Origin of the sequence: Sphingomonas pollutisoli (assembly GCF_029167165.1) — a bacterium.
In the GTDB taxonomy this organism is placed as follows: Bacteria; Pseudomonadota; Alphaproteobacteria; order Sphingomonadales; family Sphingomonadaceae; genus Sphingomonas; species Sphingomonas pollutisoli.
Genome location: NZ_JARFNJ010000006.1, coordinates 104,414 through 119,664, shown reverse-complemented (window position 1 = coordinate 119,664; position 15,251 = coordinate 104,414). Strand labels below are relative to the sequence as shown.

Genomic DNA, 15,251 nt, shown 5'->3' with positions numbered 1-15,251 from the left:
GTCACCCCAGCGCAAGCTGGGGTCTCCCGCGATCAGGCGAGCGTGTCGAACAGATCGCGCCACTCCGGGTTGCCCAGTTCGACCAGCTCGACCTTCCAGCCCCGCCGCCACGCCTTGAGCGCTTTCTCGCGCGCGATCGCCTCCTCGATCGTGTCGAACCGCTCGGCGTGAACCAACGTCTTGATACCGTAGCGCCGGCAATAGGCCGATCCGACATCGCGCCGATGCTGATCGACTCGTGCCGCGAGATGCGCGGTCACACCGATGTAGAGCATGCCGCGCGGCTTGCTCGCCATTAGATACGTCCAGCCCCCGCGTGACATGGGGCGAGCGTATTGGACCTCGCGGGGAGATGCCAGCTTGCGCTGGCATGACGGGGGGGGAAAAACCCGCGCTCGAAGCAAAGAAAAAAGAGCCGGCGACCCAACGGTCCCCGGCCCTTTCTCAACCGTCAGCGATCGGATCAGCCCTGCTGATCCGCCCGGCTCACGCCCTCGCCGTCGAGGTTCTGCGCGGCGAAGTCCCAGTTCAGGATCTTGCCCGTCACCGCTTCGAGATAGCCGGGGCGCGCGTTGCGGTAATCGATGTAATAAGCGTGCTCCCACACGTCGATCGTCAGCAGCGGCTTGTAGTCATAGACGACGGGCGTGTCGGCGTCGTGGAGCGAGGTCACCTTGAGCTTGCCGTCCTCGAGCACCAGCCAGCCCCAGCCGCTCGCGAAATGGTTGGTCGATTCGGCGACCAGCGCCTTCACCAGCGCCTCGGTCGAGCCGAAGCCTTCCTCGATCAGCTCGGCGAGCTTGCCGGTCGGCGCGGCATAGTTCGGGGTCAGCGAGTTCCAGAAAAAGGTGTGGTTCCAGATCTGCGCGGAATTGTTGAACAGGCCCTTGTCGCCGGTTTCCTTGGCGTGGCGGATGACCTCGACGAGCGACTTGCCCTCAAGGCCCTTTTCGGTGACGAAGCCGTTGGTCTTGTCGACATAGGCCTTGTGATGCTTGCCGTGATGGAAATCGAACGTCTCGGCGGACATCGTCGGCGCGAGCGCATCCTTGGGGAAAGGCAGCGGGGGAAGTTCGAAAGCCATAGGATATCCTCCTTCAGGGACGTTCAGGATCACGGCGCAAACGCCTGTGCGCCGGAAATGGGTCCGCCGCGATTATTACGCAACCGATTCGGAATTGAGAATGAATCGCAGGTAGTTGGCGCGCGATGGCGTGCGATAATTCCCGGCTACTCGTCACCCCAGCGCACGCTGGGGTCTCCCTGTGATGACGCGGGCGCCCTCCCTATAAAGACCCCAGCTTGCGCTGGGGTGACGAATCGGGGCGGGAACGCGCTACGCCCCCGCCGAGATCAACCCGTGCCGCTTCAGCGCATGCCGCAACTGATCGTAGCTCAGCCCGAGCGCGTCCGCGGTCGCGCGCTGGTTGAAGCGGTGCTCGGCCATCGCCTTCTTGAGCAGGTCGCGCTCGAACCGCGCGATCCGGCTCTTGAAGTCGCCGGGCGCGTCGTCTTCGGCTGGCGCCGACGGCTGGGCGGGCGCCGCCTCCACCGTCATCGCCCCGCCCGCCAGGGTGCGCGGCCGATATTGCGACTGGAACGGATCGAACTCGATCGCGTCGATCGGCGTATCGCGCTCCCACCGGTACACCGCGCGCTCGACGACATTGCGCAGCTCGCGCACATTGCCCGGCCAGTCATAGGCGACCAGCGCCGCCATCGCCTCGCGCGTGAAGCCGGGCCAGTCTAGCCGCCCCATCTCGGACGCCATCCGCCGCCCGTAATGCTCGGCGAGCACCGGCACGTCGCCGGTCCGCGCGCGCAAGGGGGGCAGCGTCACCACCTCGAACGACAGCCGGTCGAGCAGATCGGCGCGGAACTGGTGCCGCGCGACCTTGTCGGGCAGATGCTCGTTGGTCGCCGCGACGATCCGCACATCGACACGCAAGGGCCGCGACGATCCGATCCGTGTCACCTCGCCATATTCGACCGCGCGCAGCAGCCGGTCCTGCGCGGCCATCGACAGCGTGCCGAGTTCGTCGAGGAACAAGGTGCCGCCATGCGCCTCCTCGAACCGCCCGGCGCGCGCCTTGGTCGCGCCGGTGAACGCGCCCGCCTCGTGCCCGAACAGCTCCGCCTCGATCAGCGTCTCGGGCAGCGCCGCGCAGTTCATCACCACCAGCGGCTGGTCCCAGCGCGGGCTCAGCCGATGGAGCCGCTCCGCCACCAGCTCCTTGCCGGTGCCGCGCTCGCCGATCACCAGCACGGGCCGGTCGAGCGCGGCCGCGCGGCTCGCGCGCTCCAGCGCGTCGAGAAACGGGCCGGACTGGCCGATCACCTGCGTCGTTCGCTCCATTGCCAAGTCTTGGCGTAAAGTCCCAAGGCTTGGCAAGTCCGCGATGCGGCAAAGCTGTCGATCCGTTCAGAAAAGCCCGCGAATCCGCCGTTTTTAAAATTGGCACGAACCCTGCAAAGCCTATCCCGTACCCAACCAGTACCGCGTTCCCCCAAGGAGTTTTTCGCACATGGGCATTTTTTCCCGGACCCGTGACATCGTCGCCGCCAACTTCACCGACTTGCTCGACAAGGCGGAAGATCCGGCGAAGATGATCCGGATGATCATCCTCGAAATGGAGGAAACGTTGGTCGAAGTCCGCGCCTCCGCCGCGCGCACCATCGCCGACCAGAAGGAGATGCGCCGCCACATCGACAAGCTCGGCAAGCTCCAGGAGAGCTGGACCGAAAAGGCCGAACTGGCGCTGTCGAAGGGCCGCGAGGATCTCGCCAAGGCCGCGCTGGTCGAGAAGCAGAAGGCCGCCGACATGGCCGATCGCCTCAAGGACGAGATCGCCGTGCTCGACGAGGCGCTGCGCGCGTCCGAAGAGGACATCAACAAGCTGCAAAACAAGCTGCGCGAGGCGCGCACCCGCCAGAACTCGATCGTCACCCGGCTGGAAAGCGCGCAGAACCGCTACAAGCTGCGCGAGCTCTACAACGGCCCGCGCATGCAGGAAGCGTTCTCGCGCTTCGATGTGATGGAGGGCCGCATCGACATGGCCGAGGGCCGCGCCGATGCCGCCGGTCTGGGCGCGCAGCCCAAGTCGCTCGAAGAGGAGATCGCCGAGCTCAAGTCCGCCGACAAGGTCGATGCCGAGCTCGCCGCGCTCAAGGCGCGCCTGAACAAGGACGGTTGAGATGGAAGACGTTTTCCTGCCGATCGTCATCTGCGGCATGCTCTTCGTCGGCATGCCCTGGGTGATCCTGCACTATGTCACCAAGTGGAAGCAGGCGCCCAAGATCACCGACGAGGACGAGAAACTGCTCGATGAGCTCCACCTGCTCGCGCGCCGGCTCGAAGACCGACTGCAGACGGTGGAGCGGATCGTCGCCGCCGACCATCCCGACTGGCGCCCCGGCGTGACCGCCGATCCGCGCCCTTCCTATGACCTTTCCAAGAGGAACTGAACCATGAGCGCGAGCCGCACCAAATTCTACCTCGACAAGCAGAACCGCAAATGGCTGGGCGTGTGCTCAGGGATCGCCGATTACACCGGCATCGATGCCACCTGGGTCCGCGTCGGCGCGGTGGTCCTCACCATCGCCGGCGGCTTCCCCTGGACGCTCCTCGCCTATTGGCTGGTCGCCTGGATGGCCGATGCCAAGCCCTACGGCCTGTACGACAGCAAGGAGGACCAGAAGTTCTGGCAGGGCGTCCGCTCCAACCCCACCCGCTCGACCGCCGAGGTCCGCTCGAAGTTCCGCGACATCGACCGCCGCCTCGCCGACATCGAGACGATGTACACCAGCCGCAACACCCGCCTCGCCGACGAGATCGACAGCCTGCGCTGAGCGCGCACCCGATCCGGCACCACCACCGCAACAGGATTATCACGATGTCGACCACCTGGGGATTGCTCGTTCCACTCGCCGCGATCACGGTTTTCCCGCTCAGCCGGGTCATCACCACCTGGGTGCGCGCCCGGCACGGCTATCCGCTCGATGACGCGCGCGACGGCAAGGATCGCCTCCCGATCGCCCGCGAAACCGAATTGCTGAGCGCCGAGAACGAACGGCTCATCGGCAAGATCGGCCGGCTCGAGGAGCGGATCGCGGTGCTCGAACGCATCGCCACCGATCCCGCCGAGCGCACCGCGCGCGAGATCGAGGCGCTTCGCACCACCGGCTGATCCGCCCGCCCCGTTTCCACCGCCATCTTCGCATCATCCACCCGTGCGCGGCGCCCCCGCCCGCGCCGACAGGAAAGGCACGTCCATGCTTCTCGCTTTTCTCGCCACGCTCGCCGCCGTCACCGCCCTCGGGGTCTTCGCCACCGAACGGGTCGATCGCCCGCGCCGCCGCCGCGAACGGCTCGCCGCGCAAGGCGAAGCGCAGTAATATCGCCAGTCCGCAAGGGGAGTTTTCGACATGAACCCGTTTGAAATGGTCGTCGCGATCATCGTCGTCATCACGGTCGGCCGCGTCCTGATGGCCCGCTACGGCGTCGTTCACGGCAAGCCCGGCGAGCAGGTCGCCTTCCGCGACGACAATGCCACCCGCGCCGAGAATGCCCGGCTGCAGGAGGAATTGCGCAGCATGAAGGAGCGGCTCGCCGTCCTCGAACGCCTCGCCACCGACAATGACACGAGCAGCGCCCGCCTCGATCGCGAGATCGAACGCCTGCGCGACCCCAAATGACCCTCATGACCGCAGGAGCAGGGATCATGACCGACCCGAGTTTCTACATCACGATGGCCGGCACGGCGCTCGCCGGGCTGACGATCCTCGCCTACGCGACGCTGACCGGATGGCGCGGCTGGCTCGCGCTCAAGCAGCAGGAACTGCAGCACCAGCCCGGCGACCGCAGCGCCCCGGCGATGCCCAGTGCCAGCGCCCGCATCGAGATCGCCGACCTGAAGGAGCGCATCCGCAAGCTCGAAGCGATTGCGGCCGGGGTGGATCTGTAAGCTGCGCCTGTAAACGCCAGCCCCTACCCCGTTCGCCCTGAGCAAAGTCGAAGGGCGTGTCCAAACGTAGCTCGTCACTCGGAGCATTGCGCCAGGAACACGTGCTTCGACAAGCTCGGCACGAACGGGGAGGAGCAAACCCGGTAGACGCCCCGCCCCCCCGCCGTTACCGCCGCCGCCATGACCACACTCGCCGACCTGCAAGACGAATATGATTTCCTCGACGCCGACGATCGCTATCGGCTGCTGATCGATCTCGGCAAGGCGCTGGAGCCGATGCCCGATCCGCTCAAGACCGAGGCTACGCTGGTGCGCGGCTGCTCCGCGTCGGTCTGGGTCTATCCGATGCGGCGCGACGACGGCACGCTCCACTTCCTCGCCGATTCGAACGCGGCGATCACCAAGGGCATCATCGCGCTCGTGCTGCTGACCGTGCAGGACCAGCCCGCCGCGACGATCGCCACCACCGACATCACCGCCGCACTCGCCCCGTTCGATCTCAAGAACCAGCTCAGCTCGAACCGGACGCAGGGCATTCCCAACATGATCGCGTTGATCCGCGACACCGCGCTCCGCTACGCCAGCTAACCCGATCGCGCCGCGTGCGCGCGTGTCGGGCGGGAGATACCGTTCGCACTGAGCGAAGTCGAAGTGCGTGCCACAAGCGCCACACTCCACCCACATGCGTCCCCCCGGCGCAGGCCGGGGCCGTTACGTGTCGGCCGCCCGGCTCGCCACATCACACTGCGGCCCCGGCCTACGCCGGGGCGACGTACCCCACGCCCCAAATCACTGGAAAGCCGCGCCCGCCCTCCTCAGCGCGCCCGACCTACAACGCTCAATTCTTCACCTTCGGCGGCCGCGGATACGGCACGAAATCGTTCAGCCCGACCGACGCACCCGCCATCCGCGTGCCGCGGTCGATCAGCCGCACGATGTCGATCCGGCACGTCTGCCCGCCCCGCGGCTCGCTGACGAGGATGTCGTCGTCGTCGAGGAAGTTCGCGCCGCTCGGCCGGTTGACGTAGATCGTGCCGTCGCTGGTCGTATAGACGATCGCGGTCCGGTCGATGATCTCGCTCGAACGGATCTGCGTCAACGACAGGCAATCCACCGGCTTGCCGGCGACCCGCCCCTCCAGCATCTTGGCGAGCTTCGCCTCGCCGGTAAGCCGCTCCTTCGCCTGCGCGGGCACGGCGGAACCGATCACCGCCAGCGCGGCGATCGCGGTGAGACAGTGGGAAACACGCATCGAATTTCTCCTAGGCCTCCAGCGTAGCCGAGTCGTGCTGAACCTGCGCTGACACGTCGGGCTCCGCCGCGTCCAGCCCCAGCCCCGCGATCACCGCGTCGAGCGGCGCGCCCGCGCGGACGATCTGCCAGTGCCGACTGTCGGCGCTGTCGACCACGGTCACCGCGCCGCGCGGGCAGACCTTGAGGCATTGCACCTCGACGATCCCGATCGGCGCCTTGCGGCCGGCCTTCACCCCGAGCCGTTTGCGCAGCACCTTGGCCAGCGGCTTCTTGCCGCCCGCCCCGAACCCGCCGCCGAGCTTCTTCGAACATTTCGCGCACACCAGCAACGTGCGCGACCAGTCCGACCGGACGGTCTTCACGACGCCATCCTCACTGCGCTGGCTTCCACTGCCGCTGTTCCTCGGCGACGCGCAGCACGTCATAGGCGGCCTGGATCGCCTGGAAGCGCGCGGCGGCGTCCGTGTCGCCGGGGCGGACATCGGGATGGTTCTGCTTGGCGAGCCGCCGCCATGCCAGCCGCACCGCGTCGAAATCGGCATCCACCTCGAGGTCCAGCACCTCGAGCGCGCGCAGCTCGTCGCGCGAGCGACTGCCGTCGCCCGATCCGGCCCATTGCTGGTGGCGCGAGGTGGTGTAGCCGTCGGCGGTGCGCGTCTCCGCCGCCTCTCGCTCGGCCGCCTCCTCGGCGCTCAGCCCCTCGAAGTAGTTCCAGCCGCGATTATACTCGCCGGCATGTTCCTGGCAGAAATACCAGCGCTCGGGGCTGTTGGGCGATTTCGGCGCCGGGCAATTGCCCGGCTCGGTGCAGCCATGCCGGTCGCACAGCCGCACCTTCGCGGCCTCGCGGCTCGATTCGCCATACGCCCGCCAGCGTGGAAATCCCCAATCATCTCGTCTCGTCGCGCGCGCCATAGCGGACCATCTAGGCACGCGGGTGCGGCATTGCCATGACGGATTGGTGACAGGCGTGATTTTGCGGGGACGGATGGCGCCCGAACGCACCTGCCGGATCGCGGGAGATCGGCAAGCTCGCCCTGTCCTACACCGCCGCCCGGTGCCATTCTTGCCGCGCTCTTCGACATCGCCGGCGAGATCGCGTCCGCGCGCGTCGCGCAAACATCGCAGGGGTCCGCGACCTTCACGACGTTTGCCGCCCGTGCGCAACATAGGCGACGTTAGCAACGTTTCGCCCGCGCGCGGGGAATACCAGAGGGTCTGTAAGCCGGGTTCTGTCCACCCTCTTCACGAAGGATAGGCGACCATTCCTCTAGGGCGACGCTCGCACGCCGCCTCAAGCAACCAACCCGGACGACGAGCAGAAACGATGCCCATGTGCCGTCCCTATTCGGTCTTGCTCCCGGTGGGGTTTGCCATGCCGCCTGCCGTTACCGGAGGCGCGGTGCGCTTTTGCCGCACCCTTTCACCCTTGCCTGTCGCCACGCTCGCGCGCGGCCCATCGGCGGTCTGCTCTCTGTGGCACTGTCCCTGGGGTCACCCCCGCCGGGCGTTACCCGGCACCGTCGTTTCGCGGAGCCCGGACTTTCCTCGGCATGTGCCAAGCACATGACGCGGCCGCCCGACCCTCTGGTGGACCCGCCTTAGTCGTCCCCTTGCGGTTTGGGCAACAGTAAAGCGAGTAGAATGCTGCGACACTCGCCGTCGATCTCGCCGTCGATCAGTTCGGGCCGGTAGCGGCGCTGGAACGCGACCACCGCCGCCAGCTTGTCGGTCACGTCGTAGCCGAACCGCTCGAGCGCGATCAGGAAGCCCGCGTCGGTCCACATCGGGTCCATCAGGTTGCGCGTGGGCCGGGGCAACGCCAGCCGCAGCCGCGAGAGGCGGTGCCACGGGAACAGCTCGCCCGGATCCTGCTTGCGCCTGGGCGCGATGTCCGAATGGCCGACGACGTTGCCGCGCGTGATCGCGTAGCGTTCCTTGATCTCCCCGGTCAGCGCGATCAGCGCGTCGATCTGCGCATCGGGAAACGGGCGATAGCCGAACTCATGGCCGGGGTTGACCAGCTCGATCCCGATCGAGGCACTGTTGACGTCCTCGATCCGCCCCCAGCGCGCCGCGCCGGCATGCCACGCGCGCTTGTCCTCGGCGACGAGCCGGTGGACGGTGCCGTCCTCGTCGATCATATAATGCGCCGAAACCTTCGCGGCGGGATCGCAGAGCCGCGCCAGCGCCGATGCCGCGTCGGCCATCCCGGTATAATGGAGAACGATCATGGTGATCGGCAGCGCGCGCTCGTCGAAATTGGGAGACGCCGTCTCGGTGATCGTCATGTACGCTCCTGCTCACCCCCGCGCGGGAGCGGCGCCGGGATCAAGCGGCTGCGATAGTCAATCCCGCCGCATTCGCCAACTCATAGCCGCTGCGGTCGCAGGCGGATCGGCGGCATCCCGTCAGGCGATCTTCAGCGTCGCCCCGAACAGCAGCACCGGATCGCTCGGCTCTGACACCTGGATCGTGCCCTTTGCCTCGGCCACCAGCGCGTGGACGAGACAGGCGGCCGCCACGCGCGGCGTCGCAGCAACGTCGATGTCGGCGCCAGTCAGCGCGGTTCGAAGCTCCGCGTCGAGCACGATCCGCGGCCCGTCCGCGCGCACGACGATCTCGACCTGATCGCCAACGCATTCCGCGCCGACATCGAGTTGCCCGCCACGGATCAGCGCGTCGCCGGCGATGAGCGCGAGGTTGAGCAGCACCTTGATACCCACTTTGGGCAAGATCGGGTCTTCGACCAACCAGCCAAGCTTGATCCGCTGGGTATCGCCGAAAAGTCCGTCGATCGCCGCGCGCGCCTCACGCGAATCGATCGTCTCGCCGAAGCCACCGGCCGCGCCGAACGCGAGCCGGAAGAATTTGAGCTTGTTGGCCGACGCCCTGGCGCTCTCGCTGAGCAACTCCAGGCAGCGCGCGCGCATGTCCGGGTCGTGCTCGTCGGCGAGCAGTTCGAGGCCGTTGTTGAGCGCGCCCACCGGGCTGAGCAGATCGTGGCACAGGCGCGAGCACAACAGGCTGGCGAAATCGACGGCGTTGATAGTCAAGAACAATGCTCCCGCGTATCGCGCCTATGTGGCCCACCAACGAGTCCGCCGCAAGTCAGGTCGCGGCGGCGATGCGATAGGGCACCGCGACGAAACGGTGGTGCGCATCGCCGCCCTCGGCACGCCACACGCCGATCGCGCTGCCTGCCGTGATAAGCCACAACTTTCCGTCCGCCGCCGCCATCGCCACGTCGGTCGCGGAAGGGCGCACGTCGCCGCTCGGGTGCGAATGCCAATAGCCGATCAGCTTCGCTCCGCCTGCCCTTTCGGCGCGCAGCGCGGCGAAATGTGCGGCGGGGTCGATCTCGAAGGTGCGCGCCGGGTCGTCCGCGACATTGGCGCACGGCTCGGCCCAAGCGATCCGCGTGTGGTCACCGAACAGCAGCCCGCAGACCTCGCGTGCGCCGTCTGCATGCGCGGCTGCGATGATGCGATGCAGCGCGGTGCTTGAAATCTCCAACATATCCCCCAGATTCCTATTCTATGGACCGGGGGGTTTCCACCATCGAAACATGCGTCGCCGCCACGGAAGGGCTGCGGCTCGACCGCGCGCTCGCCGACGCGCTGCCGACGATATCGCGGGAACGGCTCAAGGCGCTTATCTCGACCGGCGCCGTCACTGACGCGCAGGGCGTGCTGCGCCGCGATCCCGCCAGCAAGGCGGTGCCGGGCGGCCTCTACCGCGTCGTCGTCCCCGCCCCCACGCCGGCGCACAACACGCCGCAGGACATTCCCCTCAACATCGTGTTCGAGGACGATCACCTCATCGTGATCGACAAACAGGCGGGTCTGGTCGTCCATCCGGCGGCGGGCAATCTGGATGGAACGCTGGTCAACGCGCTGCTTCACCATTGCGCGGGGCGGCTCTCTGGCATCGGGGGGGTCGCGCGGCCCGGGATCGTCCACCGTATCGACAAGGACACGTCGGGCCTGATGGTCGCCGCCAAGACCGACCGCGCGCATGAAGGTTTGGCGAAGCAGTTCGCGGCGCACAGCATCGACCGGCGGTATAAGGCGATCGTGTCGGGCAGGCCGTCGCCGGCGCAGGGCAGCGTCGATGCTCCGCTCGCGCGCAGCCCGCAGAATCGCAAGAAGGTCGCGATCGTCGCGGGCGGCAAGCGCGCGGTCACGCATTTCAGCACGCTCGCCCGGCTGCGTGACGCCGCGTTGGTCGAATGCCGGCTGGAAACGGGGCGCACGCATCAGGTCCGCGTCCACATGGCGTCGATCGGCCACCCCTTGCTCGGCGACCCGGTCTATGGTAGAACAAAACCAGCTCACCGGCCTGTTCTGGAAACGTTGAATTTCCGCCGGCAAGCGTTGCATGCGGCCCGTCTGGGGTTCATTCACCCGCTGGAAAGCAACGCTTTGGCATTTGATAGCGAAATGCCTTCGGACATGCAGGAACTGTTCGATAGTCTTAACGTATAGGTTCAAGCGCGGACATCGCCTCGCTATTGGGATGTCCGTCACTAAGGGAGATTGATCATGGCCACCGGCAGCAACGTACCGGCGACGATCCCCGCTCTTGGCGGTGAGGCAAGCCTCAACCGTTATCTGTCTGAGATCAAGAAGTTTCCGATCCTCTCGCCCGAGCAGGAATATATGCTCGCCAAGCGATTCGAGGAGCATGGCGATACCGATGCTGCGGCGCAGCTCGTCACCTCGCACCTGCGACTCGTCGCCAAGATCGCGATGGGCTATCGCGGCTACGGCCTGCCCGTGTCCGAGCTCATCTCGGAGGGCAATATCGGGCTGATGCAGGGCGTGAAGAAGTTCGAGGCGGACCGTGGCTTCCGGTTGGCGACCTATGCGATGTGGTGGATCCGCGCGTCGATTCAGGAATTCATCCTGCGCTCGTGGAGCCTCGTCAAGATGGGCACCACCGCCGCGCAGAAGAAGCTGTTCTTCAACCTGCGCCGGATGAAGTCCAAGCTCGACGCGTTCGAGGATGGCGATCTCAGCCCCGAGCACCTCGCCAAGATCGCGCACGATCTCGGCGTGACCGAGGCCGAGGTCACGAGCATGAACCGCCGCATGTCGATGGGCGGCGACACCTCGCTCAACGTGCCGATGCGTGAGGATGGCGACGGCCAGTGGCAGGATTGGCTTCAGGACGACGCGCCCCTCCAGGACACTGTCGTCGCCGACGCGCAGGAGGCAGATGTCCGTCACGCGATGCTCGAAAGCGCGATGACCGACCTCAACGAGCGCGAGCAGCACATCCTAACCGAGCGTCGCCTCACCGACGAGCCCAAGACGCTCGAGGAGCTGAGCCAGGTCTATGGCGTCTCGCGCGAGCGCGTCCGCCAGATCGAGGTGCGCGCGTTCGAGAAGCTGCAAAAGGCGATGATGCGGCTCGCCGGCGACAAGCGCATGCTCGTCGCCGCCTGAGCGGTTGCGGTTCGGCGCCGGCGGCGCGATGATGCGGCATGCGAAACCGCCCACGCCCGACCGCGCCGGATCACGGATTATGACACGCGTCGATCACGGCGGCGCACGATGATCCTCCGGCTGATCGGCTGGATCTTCAAGCTCCTGCTTGGCTTCCTGCTCCTCTCGGTGGCAATGGTGGTCGTGTACCGCTTCGTGCCGCCGCCGGTGACGCTCACGATGCTGGCGGACGGGCTGAGCGGCCACGGCATCACCAAGTCATGGATGCCGTTGTCGCGCATAGACCCGGACATGCCCCGCGCCGTGATCGCGGGTGAGGATTCGCGCTTCTGCTCGCATCACGGTTTCGACGTCGCCGCGATCGAGCAGGCCTATATGCGCAACGCGAAGGGCGGTCGCATCCGCGGCGGTTCGACGATCAGCCAGCAGACCGCCAAGAACGTCTTCCTCATTCAGGGCGGCGGCTATGTCCGCAAGGCGCTGGAGGCATATTTCACCGTCCTCATCGAAAATCTGTGGGGCAAGCGCCGCATCATGGAAGTCTATCTCAACGTCGCTGAGACCGGGATCGGCACCTACGGCGTCAACGCCGGCGCGATGCGCTATTTCCATCACGACGCCTCCTCACTCACCCCCGCCGAAGCCGGCCGCATCGCGGCGGTCCTCCCCCAGCCCAAGAAGCGCGCGGCGATCGACCCGCATGGCTTCGTCCGGCGCCACGGTAACGCGCTCTCGCGCCGGGTCGGCGTGGTGCGCAGCGGCGGGCTGGACGCCTGCCTGCGATGACCCCGTCGCCCCGGCGAAGGCCGGGGCCGCCACGTAATCTGACGAAACATCCGCCGCAAACACAGCGGCCCGGGCCTTCGCCGGGGCGACGACGGTAGTCGCTCGACATCTAACCCATTAGAACATATACCGAACGGATGGCTCAGCTCGATACCCGCGCGAAACTCGAGATCCTCGCCGATGCCGCGAAATACGACGCGAGTTGCGCCTCGTCCGGTTCGGTCAAGCGCACCTCGCGCGACGGCAAAGGGCTCGGTTCGACCGACAGCGGCATGGGCATCTGCCATGCCTATGCGCCTGACGGACGCTGCATCAGCCTGCTCAAGATCCTGCTCACCAATAGCTGCATCTTCGATTGCCATTATTGTATAAACCGCAAGAGCAGCAACGTCCGCCGCGCCCGCTTCACCATCGAGGAGGTCGTGCGGCTCACCCTCTCCTTCTATCGCCGCAACTATATCGAGGGGCTGTTCCTCTCCTCCGGCATCATCGGCTCGCCAAACTACACAATGGAGCAGATTGTCGAAGTCGCACGCCACTTGCGCGAGGTTCATGAATTTCGGGGCTACATCCACTTGAAAACAATACCGGATGCCGATCCGGAACTGATCCACCAAGCCGGCATGTACGCCGATCGCATTTCGATAAACGTCGAATTGCCGACCGCGAGCGGCCTGAAGCGGCTCGCCCCCGAAAAATCGCAGGACCGGATCGAAGGCGCGATGGCGGGCATGTCGGATGCGATCCTCGACACCGCCGACGCGAAGAAGCGTTACAAATCCGCGCCGCGCTTCGCCCCCGCCGGGCAATCGACGCAGATGATCGTCGGCGCCGACGCCGCGACCGACCGCGATATCGTCTCTCGCGCGGCGGGATTGTACGATTCATTCGGCCTCAAGCGCGTCTATTACTCGGCCTTTTCGCCGATCCCCGATGCGAGCGCGGTACTGCCGCTCCAGCGCCCGCCGCTAATGCGCGAGCACCGACTGTATCAGTCGGACTGGCTGATGCGCTTCTACGCATTCAAGCCGGCGGAAGTCGCCGATGCCGCGGACGAAAACGGCATGATGCGGCTCGACATCGACCCCAAGCTCGCCTGGGCGCTCAAATTTCGCGGTTCCTTCCCGGTCGATGTCAACACGGCGCCGCGCGAAATGCTGCTGCGCGTGCCCGGCCTCGGCACACGCGCGGTCGATAAGATCGTCGCGGCGCGACGCGGCCGACGGCTTACGCTGGCCGATATCGGGCGGCTGACGGTCTCGCTCGCCAAGGTGCGCCCGTTCCTGGTCGCGAGCGACTGGCGCCCGGTCGCGCTTTCCGACAAGGCCGATCTGCCGCTGCCCAAGCCGGCGGCGAAGCAGATGGAATTGTTCGGGTGACGGGGCTCGCGTCCGACGCGATGCGCGTCATCGCGCTCGACGCCGAAGACGATTTTGACGGCTGGCGCGACGGCGTTCGCGCCGCGGTCCACGCCGATATCCCGCCCGAACGGATCGTGTGGCGTGTCGGCTCGGAGCCCGGCGAACTGTTCGGCACGCCCGCCCCCGCCGCCGCGCCAACGGCCGGTTTCACCGTGCCGCGCGCTTTCGTCGATCTCGCCCGCACGGCCATCCTCCATACCGACCGCGAGCGCTTCGCGTTGCTGCACACCCTGCTGGTGCGGTTGCTGGCGCGGCCGGGGTTGCTGGAGGACGCCGCCGATCCGCTGGTGCGCCGCGTCGAGGGTCTCGCGCGCGAGGTCCGCCGCGACATCCACAAGATGCGCGCGTTCGTCCGCTTCCGTGAGGTCGCCGAACCCGACGGCGCTCGCTTCGTCGCCTGGTTCGAGCCTGACTTTCATATCGTGCGCGCCAATGCCGGCTTTTTCATCGACCGGTTCGCGGCGATGCGCTGGTCGATCCTGACCCCGGAAATCTCGATCCACTGGGACGGCGAAACGCTCGCCGAAGGCCCCGGCGCAACCAAGGCGGATGCGCCCGACGGCGATTCGGTCGAGGCGATGTGGCAAAGCTATTATGCCGCGATCTTCAACCCGGCGCGCCTGAAGGTCGGCGCGATGCTCAAGGAGATGCCGCGCAAATATTGGAAAAACATGCCGGAAACCGCGTTGGTGCCGCAGTTGATCGCAGGCGCGCAGGCGCGGGAGGCGGGCATGGTCGAGACGGCGCGCACGAAACCGGGTGGCAATATCGAAGCGGCGTGGGCAGCGCTGCGCGAGGAGGCGATGAGTTGCACCCGCTGCCCACTCCATGCGCACGCCACGCAGACCGTGTTCGGCGAAGGTCCGGTCGATGCGGCGATGATGTTCGTCGGCGAGCAGCCCGGCGATCAGGAGGATCTCGCCGGCCGTCCGTTCGTCGGCCCGGCCGGCCAGCTTTTCGATCGCGCGCTCGCGGAGGCCGGGATCGACCGCGCCACCGTCTATGTCACCAACGCGGTCAAGCATTTCAAGTTCGAACAGCGCGGCAAGCGGCGCATCCACGCCAAGCCTGACGCCGGCGAGATCACCGCCTGCCGCTGGTGGATCGAGCAGGAACGCGCGCTGGTGCGGCCGCGCCGGACGGTCGCGCTCGGCGCGACGGCGGCGCGCTCGTTGTTGGGCAAGGCGGTGACGATCAGCCGTGAGCGCGGCCGTGCGCTCGAACTGCCCGGCGGTGGCGAGGCGTGGATCACCGTTCACCCGAGCTACCTGCTTCGCCTGCCGGATCCCGCCGCCAAGGCCGAGGAATATGCGCGCTTCGTTGCGGACTTGAAGGCCGCCGCGCATACCTAGATCAAGATTCCGCCGGATCATACC

The 15,251-nt window shown here is 66.6% G+C and carries 22 protein-coding genes and 1 other RNA gene; 13 read left to right on the top strand and 10 right to left on the bottom strand.

Features of this window, described 5'->3' with window-relative positions; all coding sequences use genetic code 11:
- Positions 1–32 precede the first annotated feature (32 nt).
- The 3 genes from PX554_RS14530 to pspF form a co-directional block, all read right to left on the bottom strand.
- Positions 33–323 (bottom strand): GIY-YIG nuclease family protein, encoded by a 291-nt coding sequence (locus tag PX554_RS14530; protein ID WP_093224166.1) that lies wholly within the window; start codon positions 321–323, stop codon positions 33–35.
- A 140-nt stretch (positions 324–463) separates the two neighbouring features.
- Positions 464–1,084, bottom strand: a complete 621-nt coding sequence (locus tag PX554_RS14525) for a superoxide dismutase (RefSeq protein ID WP_093224168.1) — start codon at positions 1,082–1,084, stop codon at positions 464–466.
- Positions 1,085–1,336: 252 nt separating this feature from the next.
- Positions 1,337–2,356 (bottom strand): phage shock protein operon transcriptional activator, encoded by a 1,020-nt coding sequence (pspF, locus tag PX554_RS14520; RefSeq protein WP_275502870.1) that lies wholly within the window; start codon positions 2,354–2,356, stop codon positions 1,337–1,339.
- A 169-nt stretch (positions 2,357–2,525) separates the two neighbouring features.
- Between pspF and pspA the strand changes: the two genes are divergently transcribed.
- The 8 genes from pspA (at position 2,526) to PX554_RS14480 (ending at position 5,552) form a co-directional block, all read left to right on the top strand.
- Positions 2,526–3,194 carry a phage shock protein PspA gene (gene pspA, locus PX554_RS14515; protein ID WP_275502869.1) on the top strand — a complete coding sequence of 223 codons (669 nt, stop codon included), beginning with the start codon at positions 2,526–2,528 and terminating at the stop codon, positions 3,192–3,194.
- Position 3,195: 1 nt separating this feature from the next.
- Entirely contained in the window at positions 3,196–3,465 is a 270-nt protein-coding gene (gene pspB, locus PX554_RS14510; RefSeq protein WP_093224172.1) for an envelope stress response membrane protein PspB, read from the top strand.
- 3 nt (positions 3,466–3,468) lie between these two features.
- Positions 3,469–3,849 (top strand): envelope stress response membrane protein PspC, encoded by a 381-nt coding sequence (pspC, locus tag PX554_RS14505; protein WP_093224174.1) that lies wholly within the window; start codon positions 3,469–3,471, stop codon positions 3,847–3,849.
- A 44-nt stretch (positions 3,850–3,893) separates the two neighbouring features.
- Positions 3,894–4,187 carry a hypothetical protein gene (locus PX554_RS14500; protein WP_093224175.1) on the top strand — a complete coding sequence of 98 codons (294 nt, stop codon included), beginning with the start codon at positions 3,894–3,896 and terminating at the stop codon, positions 4,185–4,187.
- 85 nt (positions 4,188–4,272) lie between these two features.
- A complete protein-coding gene (locus PX554_RS14495) occupies positions 4,273–4,395 on the top strand; it encodes a hypothetical protein (RefSeq protein ID WP_256326212.1) in 123 nt (40 codons plus the stop codon).
- 30 nt (positions 4,396–4,425) lie between these two features.
- Positions 4,426–4,695 carry a hypothetical protein gene (locus PX554_RS14490; RefSeq protein ID WP_093224177.1) on the top strand — a complete coding sequence of 90 codons (270 nt, stop codon included), beginning with the start codon at positions 4,426–4,428 and terminating at the stop codon, positions 4,693–4,695.
- A gap of 26 nt (positions 4,696–4,721) precedes the next feature.
- Entirely contained in the window at positions 4,722–4,964 is a 243-nt protein-coding gene (locus PX554_RS14485; RefSeq protein WP_093224178.1) for a hypothetical protein, read from the top strand.
- 180 nt (positions 4,965–5,144) lie between these two features.
- Positions 5,145–5,552 carry a SufE family protein gene (locus PX554_RS14480; RefSeq protein ID WP_093224180.1) on the top strand — a complete coding sequence of 136 codons (408 nt, stop codon included), beginning with the start codon at positions 5,145–5,147 and terminating at the stop codon, positions 5,550–5,552.
- Between the two features lie 250 nt (positions 5,553–5,802).
- Here PX554_RS14480 and PX554_RS14475 read toward each other — a convergent pair whose 3' ends face one another.
- The 7 genes from PX554_RS14475 to PX554_RS14445 form a co-directional block, all read right to left on the bottom strand.
- Positions 5,803–6,216, bottom strand: a complete 414-nt coding sequence (locus tag PX554_RS14475; protein WP_093224181.1) for a hypothetical protein — start codon at positions 6,214–6,216, stop codon at positions 5,803–5,805.
- A 10-nt stretch (positions 6,217–6,226) separates the two neighbouring features.
- Positions 6,227–6,580, bottom strand: coding sequence for a hypothetical protein (locus PX554_RS14470; protein ID WP_275502861.1), 354 nt, complete (start codon positions 6,578–6,580; stop codon positions 6,227–6,229).
- Between the two features lie 10 nt (positions 6,581–6,590).
- Entirely contained in the window at positions 6,591–7,133 is a 543-nt protein-coding gene (locus PX554_RS14465; RefSeq protein WP_275502860.1) for a J domain-containing protein, read from the bottom strand.
- A 290-nt stretch (positions 7,134–7,423) separates the two neighbouring features.
- Positions 7,424–7,809, bottom strand: an RNA gene (gene rnpB, locus PX554_RS14460) — RNase P RNA component class A.
- Positions 7,810–7,819: 10 nt separating this feature from the next.
- Positions 7,820–8,509: an N-acetylmuramoyl-L-alanine amidase gene (locus PX554_RS14455; RefSeq protein ID WP_275502858.1), complete on the bottom strand. Its 690-nt coding sequence runs from the start codon at positions 8,507–8,509 to the stop codon at positions 7,820–7,822.
- 120 nt (positions 8,510–8,629) lie between these two features.
- On the bottom strand, positions 8,630–9,274 hold the full coding sequence (locus PX554_RS14450; RefSeq protein ID WP_275502857.1) for a histidine phosphotransferase family protein: 645 nt from the start codon (positions 9,272–9,274) through the stop codon (positions 8,630–8,632).
- 55 nt (positions 9,275–9,329) lie between these two features.
- Positions 9,330–9,737, bottom strand: a complete 408-nt coding sequence (locus PX554_RS14445; RefSeq protein WP_275502855.1) for a M67 family metallopeptidase — start codon at positions 9,735–9,737, stop codon at positions 9,330–9,332.
- A 20-nt stretch (positions 9,738–9,757) separates the two neighbouring features.
- On the opposite strand from PX554_RS14445, the gene PX554_RS14440 reads away from it, so the two are divergent.
- The 5 genes from PX554_RS14440 (at position 9,758) to PX554_RS14420 (ending at position 15,227) form a co-directional block, all read left to right on the top strand.
- On the top strand, positions 9,758–10,705 hold the full coding sequence (locus PX554_RS14440; RefSeq protein ID WP_275502853.1) for an RluA family pseudouridine synthase: 948 nt from the start codon (positions 9,758–9,760) through the stop codon (positions 10,703–10,705).
- A 57-nt stretch (positions 10,706–10,762) separates the two neighbouring features.
- Complete coding sequence (gene rpoH, locus PX554_RS14435; RefSeq protein ID WP_093224192.1) at positions 10,763–11,668, top strand: RNA polymerase sigma factor RpoH; 906 nt, start codon at positions 10,763–10,765, stop codon at positions 11,666–11,668.
- A gap of 108 nt (positions 11,669–11,776) precedes the next feature.
- On the top strand, positions 11,777–12,454 hold the full coding sequence (gene mtgA, locus PX554_RS14430; protein ID WP_275502851.1) for a monofunctional biosynthetic peptidoglycan transglycosylase: 678 nt from the start codon (positions 11,777–11,779) through the stop codon (positions 12,452–12,454).
- A gap of 137 nt (positions 12,455–12,591) precedes the next feature.
- The gene (locus PX554_RS14425; RefSeq protein ID WP_275502849.1) at positions 12,592–13,833 is read left to right on the top strand and encodes a putative DNA modification/repair radical SAM protein; all 1,242 of its coding nucleotides are present in this window, start codon (positions 12,592–12,594) and stop codon (positions 13,831–13,833) included.
- A gap of 20 nt (positions 13,834–13,853) precedes the next feature.
- Positions 13,854–15,227, top strand: a complete 1,374-nt coding sequence (locus PX554_RS14420) for a UdgX family uracil-DNA binding protein (protein ID WP_275503307.1) — start codon at positions 13,854–13,856, stop codon at positions 15,225–15,227.
- Positions 15,228–15,251: the final 24 nt, after the last annotated feature.